The organism is Litorivivens sp., assembly GCF_057445395.1.
The window spans coordinates 1-17,878 of the sequence record NZ_JBVBUV010000036.1; the positions used below are offsets into that span (position 1 = coordinate 1).

19 protein-coding genes are annotated in these 17,878 nt (G+C 54.6%); 11 read left to right on the forward strand and 8 right to left on the reverse strand.

Annotated elements, in window-relative coordinates; genetic code table 11:
• Positions 1 to 43: 43 nt before the first annotated feature.
• The 4 genes from AC222A_RS11320 (at position 44) to AC222A_RS11335 (ending at position 2,233) form a co-directional block, all read left to right on the forward strand.
• The gene (locus AC222A_RS11320; RefSeq protein WP_486775006.1) at positions 44 to 424 is read left to right on the forward strand and encodes a hypothetical protein; all 381 of its coding nucleotides are present in this window, start codon (positions 44 to 46) and stop codon (positions 422 to 424) included.
• Positions 425 to 478: 54 nt separating this feature from the next.
• Positions 479 to 856: a cupredoxin domain-containing protein gene (locus tag AC222A_RS11325; protein WP_372750277.1), complete on the forward strand. Its 378-nt coding sequence runs from the start codon at positions 479 to 481 to the stop codon at positions 854 to 856.
• A gap of 133 nt (positions 857 to 989) precedes the next feature.
• Positions 990 to 1,157, forward strand: a complete 168-nt coding sequence (locus AC222A_RS11330) for a DUF1761 family protein (protein ID WP_372763885.1) — start codon at positions 990 to 992, stop codon at positions 1,155 to 1,157.
• Between the two features lie 131 nt (positions 1,158 to 1,288).
• Positions 1,289 to 2,233, forward strand: a complete 945-nt coding sequence (locus AC222A_RS11335; protein WP_372750279.1) for a L,D-transpeptidase family protein — start codon at positions 1,289 to 1,291, stop codon at positions 2,231 to 2,233.
• A 134-nt stretch (positions 2,234 to 2,367) separates the two neighbouring features.
• Here AC222A_RS11335 and AC222A_RS11340 read toward each other — a convergent pair whose 3' ends face one another.
• Positions 2,368 to 2,619 (reverse strand): alanine-zipper protein, encoded by a 252-nt coding sequence (locus tag AC222A_RS11340; RefSeq protein ID WP_372750280.1) that lies wholly within the window; start codon positions 2,617 to 2,619, stop codon positions 2,368 to 2,370.
• A gap of 442 nt (positions 2,620 to 3,061) precedes the next feature.
• On the opposite strand from AC222A_RS11340, the gene AC222A_RS11345 reads away from it, so the two are divergent.
• Positions 3,062 to 3,424 carry a GGDEF domain-containing protein gene (locus AC222A_RS11345; protein WP_486775007.1) on the forward strand — a complete coding sequence of 121 codons (363 nt, stop codon included), beginning with the start codon at positions 3,062 to 3,064 and terminating at the stop codon, positions 3,422 to 3,424.
• 81 nt (positions 3,425 to 3,505) lie between these two features.
• On the opposite strand, the gene AC222A_RS11350 is transcribed toward AC222A_RS11345, so the two are convergent.
• Positions 3,506 to 4,630, reverse strand: a complete 1,125-nt coding sequence (locus tag AC222A_RS11350; RefSeq protein ID WP_372750138.1) for a nitronate monooxygenase — start codon at positions 4,628 to 4,630, stop codon at positions 3,506 to 3,508.
• A 238-nt stretch (positions 4,631 to 4,868) separates the two neighbouring features.
• On the opposite strand from AC222A_RS11350, the gene AC222A_RS11355 reads away from it, so the two are divergent.
• From AC222A_RS11355 to AC222A_RS11370, 4 genes are all read left to right on the forward strand, one after another.
• A complete protein-coding gene (locus AC222A_RS11355; RefSeq protein WP_372750139.1) occupies positions 4,869 to 5,090 on the forward strand; it encodes a YdcH family protein in 222 nt (73 codons plus the stop codon).
• A 5-nt stretch (positions 5,091 to 5,095) separates the two neighbouring features.
• The gene (locus tag AC222A_RS11360) at positions 5,096 to 5,701 is read left to right on the forward strand and encodes a flavin reductase family protein (RefSeq protein WP_486775008.1); all 606 of its coding nucleotides are present in this window, start codon (positions 5,096 to 5,098) and stop codon (positions 5,699 to 5,701) included.
• A 276-nt stretch (positions 5,702 to 5,977) separates the two neighbouring features.
• Complete coding sequence (locus tag AC222A_RS11365) at positions 5,978 to 6,292, forward strand: MazG-like family protein (RefSeq protein ID WP_372760083.1); 315 nt, start codon at positions 5,978 to 5,980, stop codon at positions 6,290 to 6,292.
• On the forward strand, positions 6,285 to 7,037 hold the full coding sequence (locus AC222A_RS11370) for a methyltransferase domain-containing protein (RefSeq protein WP_486775009.1): 753 nt from the start codon (positions 6,285 to 6,287) through the stop codon (positions 7,035 to 7,037). Before AC222A_RS11365 ends, AC222A_RS11370 begins: the two co-directional genes overlap by 8 nt.
• A gap of 34 nt (positions 7,038 to 7,071) precedes the next feature.
• Here the strand turns inward: AC222A_RS11370 and AC222A_RS11375 are convergent, their stop codons facing one another.
• On the reverse strand, positions 7,072 to 7,458 hold the full coding sequence (locus tag AC222A_RS11375) for a nuclear transport factor 2 family protein (RefSeq protein ID WP_372750473.1): 387 nt from the start codon (positions 7,456 to 7,458) through the stop codon (positions 7,072 to 7,074).
• Positions 7,459 to 7,773: 315 nt separating this feature from the next.
• Between AC222A_RS11375 and AC222A_RS11380 the strand changes: the two genes are divergently transcribed.
• The gene (locus tag AC222A_RS11380; RefSeq protein WP_372763880.1) at positions 7,774 to 8,073 is read left to right on the forward strand and encodes an EF-hand domain-containing protein; all 300 of its coding nucleotides are present in this window, start codon (positions 7,774 to 7,776) and stop codon (positions 8,071 to 8,073) included.
• 122 nt (positions 8,074 to 8,195) lie between these two features.
• On the opposite strand, the gene AC222A_RS11385 is transcribed toward AC222A_RS11380, so the two are convergent.
• The 5 genes from AC222A_RS11385 to AC222A_RS11405 form a co-directional block, all read right to left on the reverse strand.
• A complete protein-coding gene (locus tag AC222A_RS11385; protein ID WP_486775010.1) occupies positions 8,196 to 10,907 on the reverse strand; it encodes an insulinase family protein in 2,712 nt (903 codons plus the stop codon).
• Positions 10,908 to 11,048: 141 nt separating this feature from the next.
• Positions 11,049 to 12,350: an HlyD family secretion protein gene (locus tag AC222A_RS11390; protein ID WP_372748497.1), complete on the reverse strand. Its 1,302-nt coding sequence runs from the start codon at positions 12,348 to 12,350 to the stop codon at positions 11,049 to 11,051.
• Positions 12,344 to 13,666 carry a glycosyltransferase family 2 protein gene (locus tag AC222A_RS11395; protein WP_486775011.1) on the reverse strand — a complete coding sequence of 441 codons (1,323 nt, stop codon included), beginning with the start codon at positions 13,664 to 13,666 and terminating at the stop codon, positions 12,344 to 12,346. Before AC222A_RS11395 ends, AC222A_RS11390 begins: the two co-directional genes overlap by 7 nt.
• Positions 13,667 to 13,676: 10 nt before the next feature.
• The gene (locus AC222A_RS11400) at positions 13,677 to 15,122 is read right to left on the reverse strand and encodes a TackOD1 domain-containing metal-binding protein (protein WP_372748495.1); all 1,446 of its coding nucleotides are present in this window, start codon (positions 15,120 to 15,122) and stop codon (positions 13,677 to 13,679) included.
• Positions 15,123 to 15,135: 13 nt separating this feature from the next.
• Positions 15,136 to 16,596 carry a TolC family protein gene (locus tag AC222A_RS11405; protein ID WP_372748494.1) on the reverse strand — a complete coding sequence of 487 codons (1,461 nt, stop codon included), beginning with the start codon at positions 16,594 to 16,596 and terminating at the stop codon, positions 15,136 to 15,138.
• Positions 16,597 to 16,976: 380 nt separating this feature from the next.
• Between AC222A_RS11405 and AC222A_RS11410 the strand changes: the two genes are divergently transcribed.
• Positions 16,977 to 17,681 carry a hypothetical protein gene (locus AC222A_RS11410; RefSeq protein WP_372748493.1) on the forward strand — a complete coding sequence of 235 codons (705 nt, stop codon included), beginning with the start codon at positions 16,977 to 16,979 and terminating at the stop codon, positions 17,679 to 17,681.
• The last annotated feature ends 197 nt before the right edge of the window (positions 17,682 to 17,878 follow it).

The following is a 17,878-nucleotide window of genomic DNA, read 5'->3' on the forward strand; positions in this document are numbered from 1 at the left end:
CGGCTCTACCCCATTAACGGGGGATGACACTCATTAAACCCTGTTGATAAGCCCTACCCTACTGCCTATCGCCTTCGTTTATCACCCGACCCATTATGCAACGCTGATCTTGAGTCACGGCCTGAAGATTATCAGTCTGGCGTCTGACCCGTTTGGTTGGCAATGGAATTTGTTCGGCACACTGCACAGTTATCGGGCCCCAATTTTGCCGGACATGGCGGTGGTTTGGCATTCTCAGGTAGGCTTAATTTTGATTGGTCATGTTGTCAGTGTCTGGGTTGCCCATCGAGTTGCGCTGCAGGTTTTTGGTGTACGCGGCAAAGCCATGCTTAGCCAGCTGCCGATGCTGGCGTTAATGATTGGCTTTACAATCGCAGGTTTGTGGATTTTGGCTCAGCCGCTGACTGCCTTGCGGTTCTTATGACAGGTTAAGACGTGTATAAAACATGTCTGTGCGCGATAAAATCGGAGAAGCACAGTGAACAAATCGACAGTTTCTATCTTGCTGCTTGGGGTGTTGTTGCTGGGCGGTTTGTTTCTAGTGATGAGGCCGGCACCGCAGTCCGCCGCAAAGCCTACTGAGCTGCAGACACGACAATTCGAATTCAACGTTATAGATGGTCAGCTTGCCGAAGGGCCTGTGGTTGTTGCGGTTACTGAAGGCACGCCTGTAACGTTCCGGTTTTTCACCAACAAGAAAGACGAAGTGCACCTTCATGGGTATGATCTCTCAGCTGATCTCAAGCCCGACGAAGCCTCTCAGATTTCTTTTGTGGCCGACAAGAGTGGTCGCTTTGAAATGGAGCTGCATAAGTCCCATAGCAAGCTAAGCGTACTTGAAGTACGGCCTCACTGAGTGGCTGGCTTTCTCTGCATACACGCGTCTACGTGTGTCCGGGAGATTTGAATAAAGAGTGTCTACGGTCGCAAGGTCCACGGCTACTGCTCGACCAGTAGAAGATAATTGTTCCAGTAATCGAGATGTTCTTATGGAGATGTCATCGATTGCGTTAATAGATGTTGTGGTGGGTGCCGCAAACGGCATGATGCTGGGCGCGCTATGGTACAGCCCGGTGGTATTCGGCAATGCCTGGATGCTTGGCCACTTTACCGCGGTACCTTGCCCCGGTACTGCGATACCAATATCTCGCGATTGAGCCGGTTTTAATAGGGCTGAGTGCACTATTAATATTTCCGACGATTTTGCTCAGCGGCACCTTAGTTATTCAGCAGAAATACGCTAAGATTTGCTTTTCATAAGGCTTCAAATGCCAGTGCAGGAGCGTAGTTGAGCACCGTCAAAAACAATTTTTCCAGCCTGGGTATCCTATTATTCCTGTCGTACACGCTGTCGCTGCATTTGCAGGCAGGTACCTTTGTGTTGTCGACAACCGATACCCGTATCATAGGTGAAAACTCGTCAACGGCAATGCGGGAGGGCGACGCACTTGTGGATATTGCCCGCCGTTACAATATGGGCTACGAAGAGATGCGCCTGGCCAACCCCGAGCTTGACCCTTGGTTGCCGGAAGTGGGCGCTGTCGTGACGGTTCCTAACCAGTACATTCTGCCCGACGAGCCGCGTGAGGGTATAGTGCTAAATTTGGCGGAAAAGCGCCTGTATTACTTCCCGCCGCAGGAAGGCCCCGACGATGTCCAGAAGGTCATTACGCACCCGATCAGCATCGGGCGGCAGAACTGGAACACCCCACTGGGTGTTACCCATATTGTCCAGCGGTTGACGCAACCCGCTTGGTACCCGCCGGCTGCGGTTAGGGCCGAACATGAGGCTAATGGCCGGCCTATGCCAGCGGTGGTGCCCCCTGGCCCGGACAATCCGCTGGGTGATTACGCCCTGTTGTTGGGTATCTCAGGTTACCTTATTCACGGCACCAATAAGCCATTGAGTATCGGCATGCGCGTTTCCCACGGCTGTATCAGATTGTACCCGGAAGACATCGCCGCACTGTTCAACCGAGTCGGGCGTGGTACGCCGGTTCGTATAATCGATCAGCCGCACAAGGCGGCGGTACGGGAGGGGCGGCTTTTCGTCGAAGTGCACCCGCCGACCGATGAGACGGACGCAGAGAGTCGGGATATCGAGCCGTTGTTGGAAATTATTCGCAATGAAGTTGAAAGCCAACCCGAGATTGCGGCGGAGGATGTGGACTGGGAGCGTGTGAGCGAAGTGTTTCAGCGAGCGGACGGGATGGCCTATCCGGTCACCCAATGAAAGACGTGCGTGATACTGTCGGGTCTGCGCCGCCGGTCAGCGATAACCCATAGGGGTATGTTAGACAGAGGCTTAGTCCGGGCTGCGCCAAAAGCCGCCCCGGAGGGGGCGGCGGTACCGAGCTACTTTCAGGCTTACTTTTGCTGTGCCCGTTCGAAGGCGCGGTCGATTTTCTTCGTGTTGTCGTCGCAGCAACGCTGCGCAGCTTCAGCCTTGCGCAGGGCTTCCTCGGCTGTGCGTTGTGCCTGCTGGGCGGCCTGCAATGCGCTCTCGGCAGTGGCGTTGGCCTGCTGAATCTCACTAGTGCTGGCGCAACCAGTGGTGAAGGCTAACAGGGCTACCAATGCGCCTGCTTTGAGGCTGGAACCGAAATCTGTGTGTTTCATGAAAAGCTCTCCTTTTCCTTGGTTATTGTTTGCTCAGATTACGCGATCAAAGACGCCCGTCAACAGGTGCGTGCATAAATATTACAGTTTGAGCAGATTATTTTTCTTTAAAGGGGGGATCTGGCGCGATTCTATGGACAGCATATCTCTCAAGCAGTGCGGGCTATAGGCACGCCTGGCATCAGCGCCGCCCGAACGATTGTTAGCCTCAATGAGTATTTCAAAGGGCGGCTCGTTGCCCCAAGGTGCTACGCCATGCCAGCGGCCGTTGTAAGCTTGTTTTTGCCAAGGGAGGAGCAGCGTTTCTCGCCTATGTGTCGCCCCGGTCATCCATGCGGTGGTGCTGTACGGCATTGGTGTAACAAGCAGAGACTATAGTCCCTCTTGGGGGGCGGTTTAACTGAATAGTTATGGCGCAGGTAACGATATTTCTGCGTTAGACGTGAGTAGCCTTAGGACAATAGACGATATCCACGGTCAGGCCTGCGGTGACCGGGTGCTGAAATGTGTTGCCAGTTCTTTGATGTGGGCCTTTCCCCCGGGTGCGTTAGTAGCGCGAGTCGGCGGTGATACATTTTTGCGGGTATTGCCACGTGTAGATAGCAAGTTTGTGCTGGATACCCTGAGCAGGGTTCGGGCTGAGTTGACGTCTGAGCCGTTGAATCATTATGACACTAAGATTCCTAACACTTTCAGTGGGGGTGGTATCGAAACCAATGTTGAGGGGCTGCACAACCCGGTGTACAGCAGGGCTGATGCTGCTACTGTGCGCAGCCCCGGAAGGGCAACAGCTTCCAGCCTGTAACCTGGCTGCCGTTTTTCGCTGTGCTCTCAATGGGCGTAAAAAAGCCGCCTCATGGGCGGCTTTTCGTACTGGTGCAGCGTGTCAGCCTTCGAGCTGGGCAGTCACTTTTTCATAGGCATCGGCGTATTCGTTCAATAGCCGCATCATTACGCCACGGGTCGATTCGATGGTGTTGATCTGTCCGACTACCTGTCCCACCGGGTTGAATGCCACGGCCTGGGTGTCGGCCACGCCGGCGTATTTGGCGGTGCGGCGGATACCGTCGCTGGATACCAGGCCCTGCAAGGGCATGCCCAGCGGTTTGGGGTTCTCGGGAGCTTCCCACGCTTCAGTCCAGTCATTTTTCAACATGCGACAAGGCTTCCCGGTCCACGAGCGCGAACGCACGGTGTCTTCGCTGCTGGCTTTGAGCAGAGATTCTTTTTGGGCGGGCTCGGCGTGGGCTTCTTCAACGGTAAGCCACAGTGAGCCGGTCCATACACCAGCGCAGCCCAGCGCCATGGCAGCCAGCATTTGCTGACCGGTGCCGATACCGCCCGCTGCCAGCACAGGGGTGCCTTGGGCGGCGGCGACCGCTTGTGGCCAGAATACGATGGAGCCAACGTCGCCTGTGTGGCCGCCACCTTCGCCGCCTTGGGCGACAATGAAATCGAGACCAGCTTCGACGTGTGACTTTACCTGCTTGACCTTACCGCACAGGGCGCCGACCAGGCGGCCGCTGTCCTGAATCATTTTCACTTTGTCGGCCGGTGGTGTACCAAGCGCGTTGGCGATCATGACGCATTTCTTGCGAGTGAGGGCTTCTTCGAGCAGCGGTGTGGCGGTGGCTTCAGTCCAGCCCAGCAGGCCCATGGTTTTTGTGCCGTCTTCCCACTCGGGAACACCGTGATCTGCCAGCAGTTTCTGGGCGAAGTCGATATGTTCCTGGGGCACCATGGCGTTAAGCTGCTTTTCCAGCTCTTCCGGCGACATGTCGCCCATCCCTTCGTATTTTTGCGGAATAACAATGTCTACGCCATAGGGTTTGTCGCCGATATGTTCGTCGATCCAGTCCAGCTCTTCTTTGAGCTGTTCAGGGGTGAAACCCACCGCGCCCAGAACGCCGATGCCGCCGGCCTTGCTGACGGCAACCACCACATCGCGGCAGTGGGTGAAGGCGAAAATCGGGTGTTCGATACCCAGTTTGTCGCAGATTTCGGAACGCATGTGTTATCTCCCAGGTTGGTCACTTACAGTCGGTGAGCACTCGCTTTCGGCAATGGCTCATTCTGGAGACAGTATTCCCGAGCTGCCAGGCCCTAACAATGGCGGGTTTTGCCAAAATTCAGTGATTATTTAGATCAGGCCTTTGGCTGCCCCTTTTGTCTACACCTTATTCGATTTACTATGAGGCGCTGGCGGCTTGCTAGCGCAAGCCGACGTATTGGCTCACTGAGTTTGGCCCATGATAGAAGAGTTGGATCACAAGGAAATTCGGGCGCGTCTGACCGAGCTGCGTATCCTGCACCGTGAAATTGACAGGAAGATCCTCGACCTGCAGGAAAAGGAGCAGGAAGTTCCATTCCATAACCAGCTGGAGCTGCGCCGACTCAAGAAGGAAAAACTCTACGTTAAAGACTGCATTGTGCGCCTGCGAGCGCGCATCATTCCCGACCTCAATGCTTGATCTTCATGCTTATTGACCTCAACGAACTCTCTCCAAATCGCACTTATTTCACCATGATCCAAACCCTGATTCCCCGGCCGGTGGCCTGGGTGCTATCAGACAATGGTGATGACAGCCTGAATCTGGCGCCTTTTTCCTATTTTAGTGGTGTGTGCAGCGATCCGCCGCTGATAATGCTATCGATCGGCAAAAAGCCCGACGGAGAGATTAAGGACACCCGACGCAATATTTTGGAGCGCGGGCATTTTGTCGTCCATATTGCCCATCGGGAGATGATGGAGGGCGTAACCGCCAGCAGCGCGCCATTGATACATGGCGACTCCGAGCTTGAGCGCAGCGGCCTGGCAACCACAGAGTTTGGCGATTTTGCCCTGCCGCGGTTGTGTGACTGCCGCGTGGCCTATGCCTGCGAGCTCTACGAACACCACGAAATTGGTGCCCAGGCGGTGATTTATGGCCGGGTTCGCCAGATCTATATCAGCGATGATATAGCCGTCGAGAACGAGGGGCGCTTGCAGGTGGATGCCAAGGCGCTGGACCCCATTGCGCGTCTCGGCGGGGATGATTATGGTCTGCTGGGCGAGGTGGTCACCATCAAGCGGCCGCGCTGAATTTGTAAGATATATCCTACAAAGCGCCGCTGTTTTTTCCTATGTTTATCCGGTCGCGCTGAAGTGATAATCATTCTCGGGCTAAGGACGGCCCTCTTGACTCAGGCATGGCAGATTATTCAGGGAAGGCTAGCGTAAAACGGAATTTACGCGTAGGGATGCAATCCCATGCCGGGGGTCAAATGTCGACGATACTAAAGCCGGGGTCTCCCCGGTTTTTTTTCGCCCGTCGTTTTCCGGTATGCTTGCGCCTCCCCAGCCGGAGGAGGTGCATAAGTGAACCGTCAACTTGATCTGCAAGCCATTAGCCGCTCCTTTGAGCGTGTTGCGCTGAACAATAATTGGCAGGCCCTCCACACTCCCCAGAATCTCGCCAGTGCGATTAGCGTGGAGGCGGCGGAATTGCTGCGCCTGTTTCAGTGGTCGGGTACCCGTGATGGCCAGGCGGTGCCGACGGCTAACGCTGTAGCCGAGGAGCTGGCCGATCTGGTGATGTATATCAATGCCTTGGCGGACGTGCTCGACATTGATCTGGTAGACGCTGTGGCAGAAAAATGCAGCCACAATGAGGTGCGTTTTCTGAATGAGTGAAGATCAGGTGTTCAGCGGCCGCGCCCAGCGCTTTCGCGACAAAATCTATGGATCCAGTAAAGGGGAGTTGCGTTTGGCGCTGGTCTGGCGCGATATGCAGGAGCAGCTGGCCCTGAATGACCATACCCTAACTTGCTGGGACGCCGGCGGTGGGCTCGGGCAGATTAGCGCCCGCCTTGCCGCGCTCGGGCACCGGGTGTGTCTGTCGGAACCTGCGTTCGATATGTTGCAGCTGGCTAAGGAGAACTTGCCGCCGAGTGTTAGCTGTCGGCAGGAGACACTGCAGCAGCACACGGTACCTGAAGGTGGGTACGATCTGGTGGTGTGCCATGCGGTGTTGGAGTGGCTGGCAGAACCGGCCCAGGCATTGCCCATACTGGCTCGCTCGTTGGCACCTGGTGGCCACTTATCGTTGCTGTTTTACAATGTGCATGCCATTGCGTTGGCCAATATGGTGAAGGGTAACCTGTATAAAGTGCAGGCCGAATCTTTTGCCGGAGAACCGGGTAGTTTCACCCCGCCTTCGCCGCAAGATCCGATGACCGTGGTTGGCCAGCTGGAGGCACTGGGTTTGCAGGTAAGCGGTCGCCGCAGTGTGCGTTTTGCGTTGGATTTGATGCCGCGCGCGCTGCGTGCGCAGCGATCACTCGAAGACGTTATGGCAGTGGAGTGGCAATACGGTGCGCGTGAACCCTATTGGCAGCTTGGGCGCTACGTTCACTTGGTGTGTCGTAAAAGCCCCTAGTGATTTCAACGCATCTTTACAGAAGCAGGGTGGGTTACCCGGCAGTAAACACCCGGGTGCGTATGCGCCAGCCAGAGGCGGTACGGGCCATCTCGTCCCGATAGCGCCCGGCGCCGAGCTGGGTGCCCTGTTCAACATCCATGACCTGTAGATACGCGTGACACAGTGCTTCACTGCCGCTGCCAACTACATAGATATTTGAAATTATATGGCGGGCGTTGGGTACAGCGGCCACTGTCTGCTCGAAAAACGCCATAAGGTTGTCCAGGCCCGAAATATTCACTTCAGGCTCATCCGCCTGAAAGCGGCAATCATCGGTCCAAATGTCGCGCATGGCGGGCAGGTTATGGTAGTCGAGTGCGTGGGCGTAACGCGCGAGCAACTCGTGAATTTCGAATCGGTCTTCAATCGTCAATGCCATCTTGCCATTTTCCTTTCGCGGTCGCCGGCAAAGTTTGCGCTGGCTGCCAGCAAATTTCAATGACCGCTGTGTTGCCTGTTATGGTCTAGCGACATCGATAACAGTTTGAAAAATAAGAACTAAATATAAATTGTGAGTTTTTCTGCAAGGATCTGGAGACACTTTTCTAGGTGTGCATACTGCATGGTTTTGCAACCTTTTGATTTTATAGAAAAAATAAAGTTGGCACGATCATTGGAATACCTGTAGCGAGGGGCGCTTCAGCCAGTGGTTGAGAGCGTCTACTGCTGGTTAAGAATTCACAGGAGATCTGTCATGAAACGTAAATCCCATATGGTGAGTGTTGCTTCTGCCCTGTTGATAGCGGCCATGGGCGCCAACGCCGGTCTATTCGACCAGGACGAGAAGAAACAGGACGGACAGCAGGCTGCCGGAGATAACGCGGGCATGTTTTCAGCACTGGACGCCAATCAGGACCAATTGATCAGTCCTCAAGAGGCGGAATCCAACGCCGACGTGGCGATGTCTTTCGGTGAACTTGATACCAATACCGACGGGCATCTGAGCTCGGAGGAATTCAGCGAGTTCTCCGCGATTGATCAGCACCCCCAATAATCTGGTTAACACTTGAAGGTTGGGTTCGCTTCCTGCGGTGGCGGCACCTCCGAGGCTATCCCCACACCTGCGCCGTCACCGCTTTTTTAATCTGCAGGCGCTGCTTTGGCAGCGCCAATTCGTTAGCCCTGGTTTTTCGGCTTTCCTTTTAAAATTAGGCTGCGTTGAGTTTCTGTATCAAATAGTCTCAAAAAATAGCGGGTCAATTGATCGCGATTCAGATCCTCCAGGCTGGTCTCAACCGCCCGTGACCAATCACCATCGGCGCGGTTTTGGGTTATCTGCGACCAGTAGTGGGATGCCAGCTTATCGCCTCGCAGGGTTTCTTCTGGTTGCCGTTGATTGCGTAGCTCCGCCAAGGCTTTGACCTTGAGCTGCTCCAATTGGGTATCTGGCACCGTATTCAGCCATCGGGTGAAATCGTGCAAAAAGTCTTCTGTCGCTTGCTGGAGTTTGTCCGGTGGTGTTGTGCCGGATTGAGCAATAAGCGCAATGCCTTCGTGGTTTCTCAGGTTTACAGGAACCACTGTGACGCCGTAGGCCAGTTGTTGCGCCTCACGCAGGCTTGCAAAATATTGATGCCGGAGCATGGGTAGCAAAACTTGCAGGTGGGCGTAGTCGCCTGGTGTGCTTCCCGGGGCCTGCTGGTAGCGCAGCAAGGCGTTGGCGTCACTGGCAAGATGGCGGCTGAAAACTTGCGGCTTACCGGGGCGTAATGCACTAGTAAACTGCTGTGGCAGCTCGTGCGCACGGTGGTGCGGAAATTCAAGGCTGGCGCTCAACTGCTTGGCTGTCTGGTGATTTGACCCATAGATATAGAGTGTCGTCCGCGCGGGCAGCGCGCTGTTCTGTAAGTCTCGCAGTGACTTCAGGCCTAGTGTCTGTAATTGGGTTATTCTGTCTTGCGGACTATCGTAGGTAGCGATAACTGCCTGTTTCAGATCTTCCACCAGAGCTTCAAAGGCAAAGCGGTAGCGCGGTGGTTGTTGCCACTCCTGAATAAGAGACTTTTTGATTTGAGCGAACCTGGATTCGGTCACGGTCTGCTTGAGCTCGTCTGCAAGTTTTCGCAGTCTACGCTTTAAAGCGTTCGGTTTGCCCCGCAACGACAAGCCGATGCCTTTATCGTGCTGGTACCAGTAACTAGCGGAATCTGTGCTGGCTGCTGTCTGTAATGCCCGTAACCATACAGCCCTTAAACTTCTGCTGCGCACATTGTTGGACCAGTCTGGCAACTCCATTGACAGCCGGACCAGCACGTCACTGTCTTTGTCATCGCTGGGTGAATGCCAGGCACTCAATGCGGGTGTGCTTAAAAATAACGCTGGTTTCGAGGCGCGATCAGCCAGCGCAGATAGAGACGGGAGGTCGGAGAGTGGCTGTGGTGGGGTGAAGTTGCTCAATTTAATAGGTGTCTGCTGGCCGAAACGTTGGCGCTGATGGGTAAACGGCACGTGGAAAACAGGAGATTTCTGGTGTCCCTCGACTGTGCTGGCCAGTAGTACCACGAGTGAGTTGTTCAGGTGGATCTGGTGCCGAAAGGCATCGCTGAAATGAAAAGTGCCATCAGGTTCTTTTGCTTGCTCGTGTTTCGAAAGTTGTTTGAACCAAAGTGAAATATCATTATTGTCAATTGCAATCGGTAGTGGCGATGACGGTGCTAGCCGGAATTGGCGATAAAGCGCATGCCCGTCGCTCTGGGTTATCAGGGCCTGTAGCGCTTCGTTGATCGTTGCGAGAATCTGTTCAATATGCCTTAGTCCCTTAGCCGTTGGTTGAATCTGTAGGCTAAGCGTGGCCGCACTACCCGCCGATAGTCCGGCCCCCAACGTCACCTGCCTTACCAGCTGGGTGTCAATCAATTGCTGTTGCCAACTTCCGACGCGGTCGCTTTCCACCCAATAGTCAAGCCACGCAATCGCGCGCTCTGCTTCGTTTCGGTCAACACCGTGCAATGGGTAAAGCATCACTATCTGCGGTTGGGGAGTCGGGAAGCGGATCTCCAGTTGCTGAGGCATATCGTCCGCTGAAAACAGCGCTGGTGCGGAGATGGTGCGTACGTCGGTACTGGGTAGGTTGCCGAGGGTCTGGGCTATCAAGGTCTGCTGTTCTGCGGCTGGCGATGACGCTACCACAATCGTGGTCAGCGTCGACGCCTGATAGAAACGGCGATAAAAATCAGCGAGAGCCGCGCGGATAGTTTCCAATGGATGAGCTGCGAAACTGTCCAGGTTGCCGGCGCTAAAGCGACGAAAAGGATGCTCTGCCACGGTGGTAACTTTCAGTGCGTCCCATAGCAGTTGCTCTGGCTTTGTATTTAAAAAGGCAAATTCATCGTTGATCGCGCTGATCTCCGCAGCGACGGTGTTGGCGGGAAAGGTTGGAGATCGCAGTATATGATCTAGACCGTTCAGCAATGTTGGTAGTTCTCGGCTGCTAATCTGAAAAAAGAAGCGCGTAGTTTGGTGGCCAGTTTTTGCCTGAACGCGGCCGCCGCGCGATTTGAGGAAGTCGCGTAACGATCGCGTATTGTTTTTATCCGCCGGAAGATGCTGCCGTAGCAGCAGGTGTTCTGCAAGATGTGCCAGCCCGTCAATGCCGTGAATGTCCTGAAAACTGCCGACATCGAATTGCAAGGCGACGAGCGAGTCTGCCCGTGCCGGACGCGACAGGTAGGCGCTGCGCATGCCATTGCTATGGTCCCGGACCGTGAAGGGCAGAGCGTCAGCCAGTGGCTTTCCGGTTGGCAGCAGCAGACTGAGTACAAGCAAGTGATGGGTCAGTGCCGGCACTGTGCAGCGAGCTATACCGGTTGCGATGGTGTTTGCCGTCATAGAGTTGCACTGTAGTGCAGCGCGACGAGAGGGTCGAATGTCTTTGCAGAAAACGCTTAAATTAAAGGTATTCTGGCGTTAAATGTCGCGTGCGGGCAACAGCCTGCACGCGAATAGTAACGAAACTTTGTTGTTGGAGACTTACCGCTGTTCTTCACTAGCCTCAGTATGCTCTTCTTGCTGCGCCTGGTTTTGTTCGGGTAAAGCGACAGCTTCCTTACCAAACAGTGACGTTAGCGTCGCGTCGATATCCTCAGCCAGAGACCAACGTGGCACTCTCCCGTAAATAGGGGTTCCAGAGTTCATCGCTTCAGGGAACTCGCTGCCATCGACCGGTACGGCTTCAGCAACCAGTGCAGCGTCAGCCGGAGCATTTAGCTGGTTATATTGCTGCCCCGCTTTGCTCTCCATGCGAGGATAGATTTTCTCTATTCGCAGAGGAAATTCAGCGCCAGCCGAGGTGTGAGCCGGTACTACCTGACCAACCTTCAGGCGACCCTGTGCTGACGGTGGGAAATAGAGAAAGGCGCGGGTGTCGTCCTGCTCCAGCATGATAACCGCAGGTTCGCCGGCCTTCAGTACATCACCGCGTGACACGGGAACGGTGGCTACCACACCGTCAGATGGGGCACGTAATTCCAGGCTGTTTAGCTGGGTTTGAATGCTGTCGCGCAGCTTTGTCAGTGAGGCCAGACGATCTTCCGGTAGTGCGTTGTCACTGGAGTTACGTTCAGCTTCTGCCAGTGCGGAACTCTGTCGGTAGGCAGACTGTAGTTCGGCCTTGGCCTGCTGGTATTCAGACCAGGTTTCGGTGTGCTGCATTTCAAGTTCTTGCAGGCTACCCTTGGAAACCGCTCCGGCTGCTACCAATCGGCGCATGGCATTAATACGTTCAATTTCGGTACGCGATTTACTTTCCAGCGCTTCCACGCGTGCTTTGGTTGTGGCTATCTGCGCCCGGAGGTCTTCGCGATTCGATTCGATGCGCGAGGTACTTTCCATCAGGTCTGCCTGAATCCTAGCTATTTCTGCCTCATTGCGCGCCAGCGCTTGAACCAGGTCCGGCGAGTTGAGTTTTACGAGCGCTTGACCAGCGCGCACCTCTTGAGATGGCTCGATTAACACTTCGTCAATGGTGACCGTTTGAGATGGCGAGACATTGTACTGGCGGCCACTGATAGCGCCTTGGGCGTTAAACCAGAACACACTCGTGTACACCTCGCGAGCAACTAACGCAATAATGCAGGCGATAATACCGAGATAGATGTAACGGCCCCATTGTGGTTTGCTTGGGCGCGCCACCTCCAGCGGCATCGACTCCTGCGCTTGCGTGCTGGAGTGCCACTGACGCCAGGGGCGGGCAGGCGTGCCGCCGCTAGGACGTGCGCGAACAGGGGCGGTTTCTTCACGTTTACGTAGAGCTGTTTGCTGTCGGTTTACCATGAGTCAAACTTCCTTGACTGAGCTTGTACATATTCAGGAACGTAAGTTTCCCAATACGAGCGTTTAAAGATGTATTCATCGGCGTAGGCCAGCAGTCTTACGGTGCGCAGATAGAGGCCCGTAAAAAAGCCATACAAAGGCAGGTATGGGGCCATTGGCCAATCGAGATTCGGTCTCTCACTGACTGCCAGCGCAATAAAGTAGTGAAAGACATTGACCAGGACATAAAGCACGGAGACCAGCGCGGTCACCTGCCAGAACATCTCGGCGTGATTCAGTAGCATCCAGGTGACGTATATCGGTAGTGATATTGCAAAGATCACCTCAAACACCACCTCGTCCAGCGCGGCCAGAAGGTTGCGCGTGCTGAACGTGCGACTGAAGGGGTTGAAAATGCCGCGGTATTTGCGAATGCGAAACCGCACGACACTGCGATTCCAGCGAAGTTGCTGCCGGAAATAGCCCCACCAGATGTCGGGGGCATCGGTCATGCACATGGCTCTTGGTGCGAAACCGACCTTGCCACCGGCGAGACATATCTTGGTGGTGAGGTCGCCGTCCTCACCCGGGCCGGCTTCCCAGCCACCCACCTGCCTGACGACCGAGCTGCGCAGTGCGCCAAAGGCGCCTGATACGATCGACAGTGTGCCGGCGGCTGCGGATGCACGGCGGCCGACGCCTATACTGAACAGGTATTGGATAGCCTGGCAGCGAGTGAGTAAGTTGGTAGTTGCATTTCGCACGCGCAGATTTCCCGCGACCGCCTGTACTTCTGGGTCGTAGAATTCCACCAGCAAATGCCAGACCGAGTCGCGATCAAAGGTGGAATCGGCGTCGCATATCACCATGTAATCGCCGCGTGCAGCGTTTGCGGCAAAGTTTTCCGCTGATGATTTACCACCGCGCTGTCGGTGCTCGAAATAGCGGATCCAGCCACGGCGAGCAAGGCGTCTACCAATCTCGTCCATGCCATCGGTGGAGCCGTCGCTGACCACGATGATCTCCAGGTTGGGATACGATTGTTCGCGTAGCGACAGTACAGTAGTTTCGAGTGTTTCTGCTTCGTTGTAGCCTGGCAACAGTATGGAGACCAGCGGTTTCTGCATCGCTAGTTGCTGACGAAAGCGAACTTTCTCCGCAGGCTCGGTCCGAAACACCTGTCCCAGTACTATCAGTTCCGACAGGATGTAACGCGGTATCGACAGGAAAACAAACGGCCACATGATCAATGCCAGTTCCCAGGGTGTAAGCGCTTCCACTAGCGCCCAACATTCACTCCAGAATTGACCGAAGGCAACTGAAAATTCGTTCAACATGGTTATCGCCTTACGCCAACCGGTCGGATGGGTTGGCAACGATGCTGTCATCGTTGTCGTCGATTTCTTCGACGCTCAGATCAATGCCGGTTTCGTGTCGAACGGCTTTCTCTAGTTGTCGACAGGTCGGTGTTCGACGTTCGGACGAATCATGAAGCACGATCATCAATTCAGCTTGACGCTGTTCAATACAAAGCAGCGACTCATTGGCGTATGTCTGAATAGTGGCTCGAGCTTCATCGAGTTGGTCCTGCCAGTCGGCCGACTTTTCATTGAGTGCGGCTCGGTAAACGGTAGTCGGATTGTCATTCTCATCCGCTATTTTCATGACGACCTTGGCAATGGCATCGAGCGGCTTGGCCATTGTTCTGTCTTTCTTGGCGCCGGGCTTCGATTTACTTGCTCGGGTTTTGCCAGTCTGTGCGGATTTGCGGGAGTCAACGCCGACCTGCTGGGGATTCCAGGAGCCTATCCGAGCTATCGCCATCGCATTCTGGCTCAGGGCGTAGCTGCTAATGTTCACCGGTTGCAGATCAGCGGGAGAGTGGTAGGTGTTGCACACTGCGCACCAAGCAGTAAGCACCGGCTCGCTCGCCCAGTAGTGGCATGAGCCGCAGACAACAAACCGACCGGGACGATTATATTCCACCCCGATATGCTGAACGTCGCCGCGACATTTCGGGCAGACAGGTCGGCCAGAGATCATAAAGTCCGATTCTGGCCCGACGTGGCCACAGCGAAAGTGGTGAATGGATTCCTGCGTTTCCAAGTGCGTGGAATCACACTCGGGACACAGCTCTTTTACACACACGCGATAGTGACTGCAGTCCGGACAGGTAAACAGGCGATCGACATGTGTCTGGCTGACTATCTGATGAACGGCCATGTCGTCGAGCAACTCGCGTACCTGATTGGCGTTAACGTCCATCAGCAGTTCGGCTAACGGATAGCTGTAAGCTTGGGGATCATCCGGCGACACAGTGGGTTGCAGGCTACTGCCGCGTGTATAGAGGAACTGCAGCAGACTCAGCGGCCTGTCTTCGGGTTCCATGCGGATGTCGCGCAACTGTCGATGCAGCAAGTTAAGCGTTACCGACATGTCGCGAAGCTGTTCGCTATCAGGTCGAGGGGGCAAAACGCCGTCTGCCAGATGATCGACGAGCGGGTCCAAGGCGTGCTCGGTCATTCCTATGACGGCGATAGGCCGCAGGCAGGTTTCAAGATTGGCCCGGCAATCGCGCAGTAAACTGACAATCTTTTGCTTGTCGTAACCAATGATGACCAATGGCAGTATACTTTTATCCGCTACCGCCTCTGATATCGGCTGTCCAAAGATAGCCCGCACCGACGCAGCTTCATCGGTAACGCGGTCAAACTCTTTCAGTTCAACCAGTTCGTAGGGAACTGGCTTGCTATCCTGAATAGTACCTGACGTTTTGCGTAGTGCAGAAACCATGTGTATTTCCTCCTCAGCATTCATACAGGGGAGCGCAGATAGCGTTGTCCCGGGAATAATTGCTTTCTCTGAATTCACTTGTCAGAAACTCCGGTTCAACGACGGCCCAGGCCAGCAGATTGGAAAGCCATTCGCCACGCGCGTTCCAGGTTTCCGCGACTCGAAGCCAAAACCTCGCGTTTTCCACATCGATCTGCCATGGATGGGGTGCACGACCAGAGCCGGGATGTTCAGCGCGCTTTCGCATCTGAGTGAGAATCCGGTTTTGCTGACGCATGCGTTCAGTGGCTCGACTCATGGCGGCTACGGATTGGCTCCATTCGTTCCTGAGTTGAATCAGTTCTCGCTGGCGTACCAGCAAGGCGTCTGCCGCCTGGCGTCGGCGTGCTTCAGATTGCAAACGCAGCGCCTTGCCACGATAGTAGTCGTTGGCACCCAGTGGAATGGTCAGCACCGCGCCATACTGTGGTCCGTCGTCGAGCTCAGGGCCGCCAGCTGCTGTTTCCTGATAGACCTGTCCGGCAAAGAGATCGAGATCGATACCGTTGCCACGATAGGATTGGGCTTCTTCTTTCAGCGCCGTAGATTCAAGCTCCAGCATTTTAGCTTCAGGCGATTGGTTGGCTAGGCGAACGATATCGTCGCTGCCCGGGGCGCGCAGCGGCAGTACCGTATAGTCTTCAGGCGGCCTCGGCGCAGATGGCTCAAAAGGTGAAAGACTGTCGAACGCGCTGGTGATCTCGTTGTGCAGGATAAGTGCTTCGGCTTCGTTTGCCAGCGTCGCTTCGGTGATTTCCGGCATCGAGGCTTCCGCTGACAGCTTCAGCTTTTTTTTGGCGGCCTGAATCGCTTCCAGTGCTTCGGATAGCGCCTGATATTGGTATTTTTCCGACCATGCCTGCGCCGAGCCTCGAGCGAGTTCTATCGCCGCGGTTGCTGTTTGCTCGGTCACTTCGTATTCGGCCTGCTTCAATCGCGCTTTTGCTGCATCTACCCGGGAGCCTTTGCGAAGCAGTTGATCAAACAGGCGGTAGTTGAGCCTGACATCCGTATATTTTTCCAGGCTTGAGTTGGTTGTGCCGTTGCTCACGTCGCCACCGAGTCCGTCTGGGAATCGTGAGTGGCTCGCCGACAGGGTAAGGCCAAGGTCGCCCCGTTCCGCGGCGAGCGCTGCCTCTCGGGACTGTCTTTCGAGTTCCTGGGCATTGGTGCGATAAGATTGTTGAGACAGGTTGCGAATCTGGGTAATGAATCCTAACCAAGCCTTCGCAGATTTGCTCAGGGGCACCGCCTCTCTGGTTTCTTGCGGTGCTTCGATCTTATCCACTTGCGCCATTGCGCTAGTGGAATTTAAAAGTGCGCCAGCGACCACCGCCGACATACTGGCGGCGAGTAGTCGCTTTCTGAAGGGGCGTTGGATTTCGCCCTGGCAGTGTTTACGGTGTCGAGTTGACGTCTGTCTTTGTGTGTTCACGATAACTCCCCAATCTACAATGTCTGTTTCCGAGGCTGAAACAGCTCCTGCGAGCTTGCGAAGGGAATGGCAAGAGCTGTGCCAGTCTTGGAAACACAAGAGCAGACAAGCACTTAAGACGGTTTAGGGAAAACTGCGGGGGAGCGCCGGTGTTGCACAGCGCCTAATGTTGTCGGGATGTAGCTACAGGTGCTCTTGTGGATATAGCTAAGTCTCTGATGAATATGTAAAAAATATTGTTGCTTGAGCGCGACAGAAGGTTTTCGGTCGGTGTGCTGGTTGGTCACGATGTGCTGTTTGGGCGCACTTTGGAGCCTGAAATAGTGTGCCCAATTCTTGCATTCTGATCGATTGAATAACGGGCGAGGGGATGAGGAGCTGTGATTAATACGCAATTGCCAACGGTGAGTGTTAGCGTTGCCGAGCTACGAACCGCGATTGCCAGTGAAGCATGTGCGCTGCGAGAGCTATTGCAGACGGTGGAAGAGGAACGCGATGCACTGGACGTTCCGCTGTCCGAGTCGCGAGAAAATCACAGTAAACAACGCAAGCTGGTAACTGCCTTAACCCATCTGGGGGGAGACGATATTTTGCGTGCGAGGCTTGAAGCGGCACAGGCGCTTGAGCACTTGTACCAGATAGCCGCTGAGATTGATAAACACAATGACGAATTAGCGAAAATGTCATTCTGGAAACTTGTGTTCAGACGTCGACAGATGCTGCGAAGAGTGAGAGTACTGGAACGTAAGCGACGCCAGGCGATGGCGCAATGCGAAGCAACAAAAAAACACGCGGATCAGTTGCTGCTCAGTCTGGCTACCCCTGAGAACATATCAGAAGTGATTCGTGTGTCTAGACAAATGCGCGGCCGATTTCGCGATGCAGCAAATAAAAGGAAGCAGCTTTCAATCAGGCGCCGTCTGCTGTCGGATAATATCAATCTTTGTCAGGAGATTGATGGTTTGCTATCGCTGCTTGATGCACGTGAAAAAATAAGCGTCCATGAGTCGGATTTACAAACGCTGATGAGAGACCAGGTTTTTCAGTCGTCGCTGAGAGACAGGGCGCGACAGGATCAAGGATAGTTTGCGGGGTTGTCGTAAAAACTGTCGCTTGATCGAAGGCACTTCCGCTGATCAATTCCCTTTCTGAACCCTAGGATTGGCTATTTTCTAACTGAAACACGCAGTTTTGTGCAGTATTGCCAGCCCTGAGTCAATGGCACGGCCATTGCAATTATTCCACCACGAAAATTCAGATAGCGATATCGCTAGTCATTAAT

Bases quoted from the DNA above. Each gene is read 5' to 3' on its own strand.
- AC222A_RS11330 (WP_372763885.1), top strand. From the start codon at position 990: ATGGAGATGTCATCGATTGCGTTAATAGATGTTGTGGTGGGTGCCGCA.
- AC222A_RS11340 (WP_372750280.1), bottom strand. From the start codon at position 2,619: ATGAAACACACAGATTTCGGTTCCAGCCTCAAAGCAGGCGCATTGGTA.
- AC222A_RS11350 (WP_372750138.1), bottom strand. From the start codon at position 4,630: ATGCGTTCCGAAATCTGCGACAAACTGGGTATCGAACACCCGATTTTC.
- AC222A_RS11355 (WP_372750139.1), top strand. From the start codon at position 4,869: ATGATAGAAGAGTTGGATCACAAGGAAATTCGGGCGCGTCTGACCGAG.
- AC222A_RS11360 (WP_486775008.1), top strand. From the start codon at position 5,096: ATGCTTATTGACCTCAACGAACTCTCTCCAAATCGCACTTATTTCACC.
- AC222A_RS11370 (WP_486775009.1), top strand. From the start codon at position 6,285: ATGAGTGAAGATCAGGTGTTCAGCGGCCGCGCCCAGCGCTTTCGCGAC.
- AC222A_RS11375 (WP_372750473.1), bottom strand. From the start codon at position 7,458: ATGGCATTGACGATTGAAGACCGATTCGAAATTCACGAGTTGCTCGCG.
- AC222A_RS11380 (WP_372763880.1), top strand. From the start codon at position 7,774: ATGAAACGTAAATCCCATATGGTGAGTGTTGCTTCTGCCCTGTTGATA.
- AC222A_RS11385 (WP_486775010.1), bottom strand. From the start codon at position 10,907: ATGACGGCAAACACCATCGCAACCGGTATAGCTCGCTGCACAGTGCCG.
- AC222A_RS11390 (WP_372748497.1), bottom strand. From the start codon at position 12,350: ATGGTAAACCGACAGCAAACAGCTCTACGTAAACGTGAAGAAACCGCC.
- AC222A_RS11395 (WP_486775011.1), bottom strand. From the start codon at position 13,666: ATGTTGAACGAATTTTCAGTTGCCTTCGGTCAATTCTGGAGTGAATGT.
- AC222A_RS11400 (WP_372748495.1), bottom strand. From the start codon at position 15,122: ATGGTTTCTGCACTACGCAAAACGTCAGGTACTATTCAGGATAGCAAG.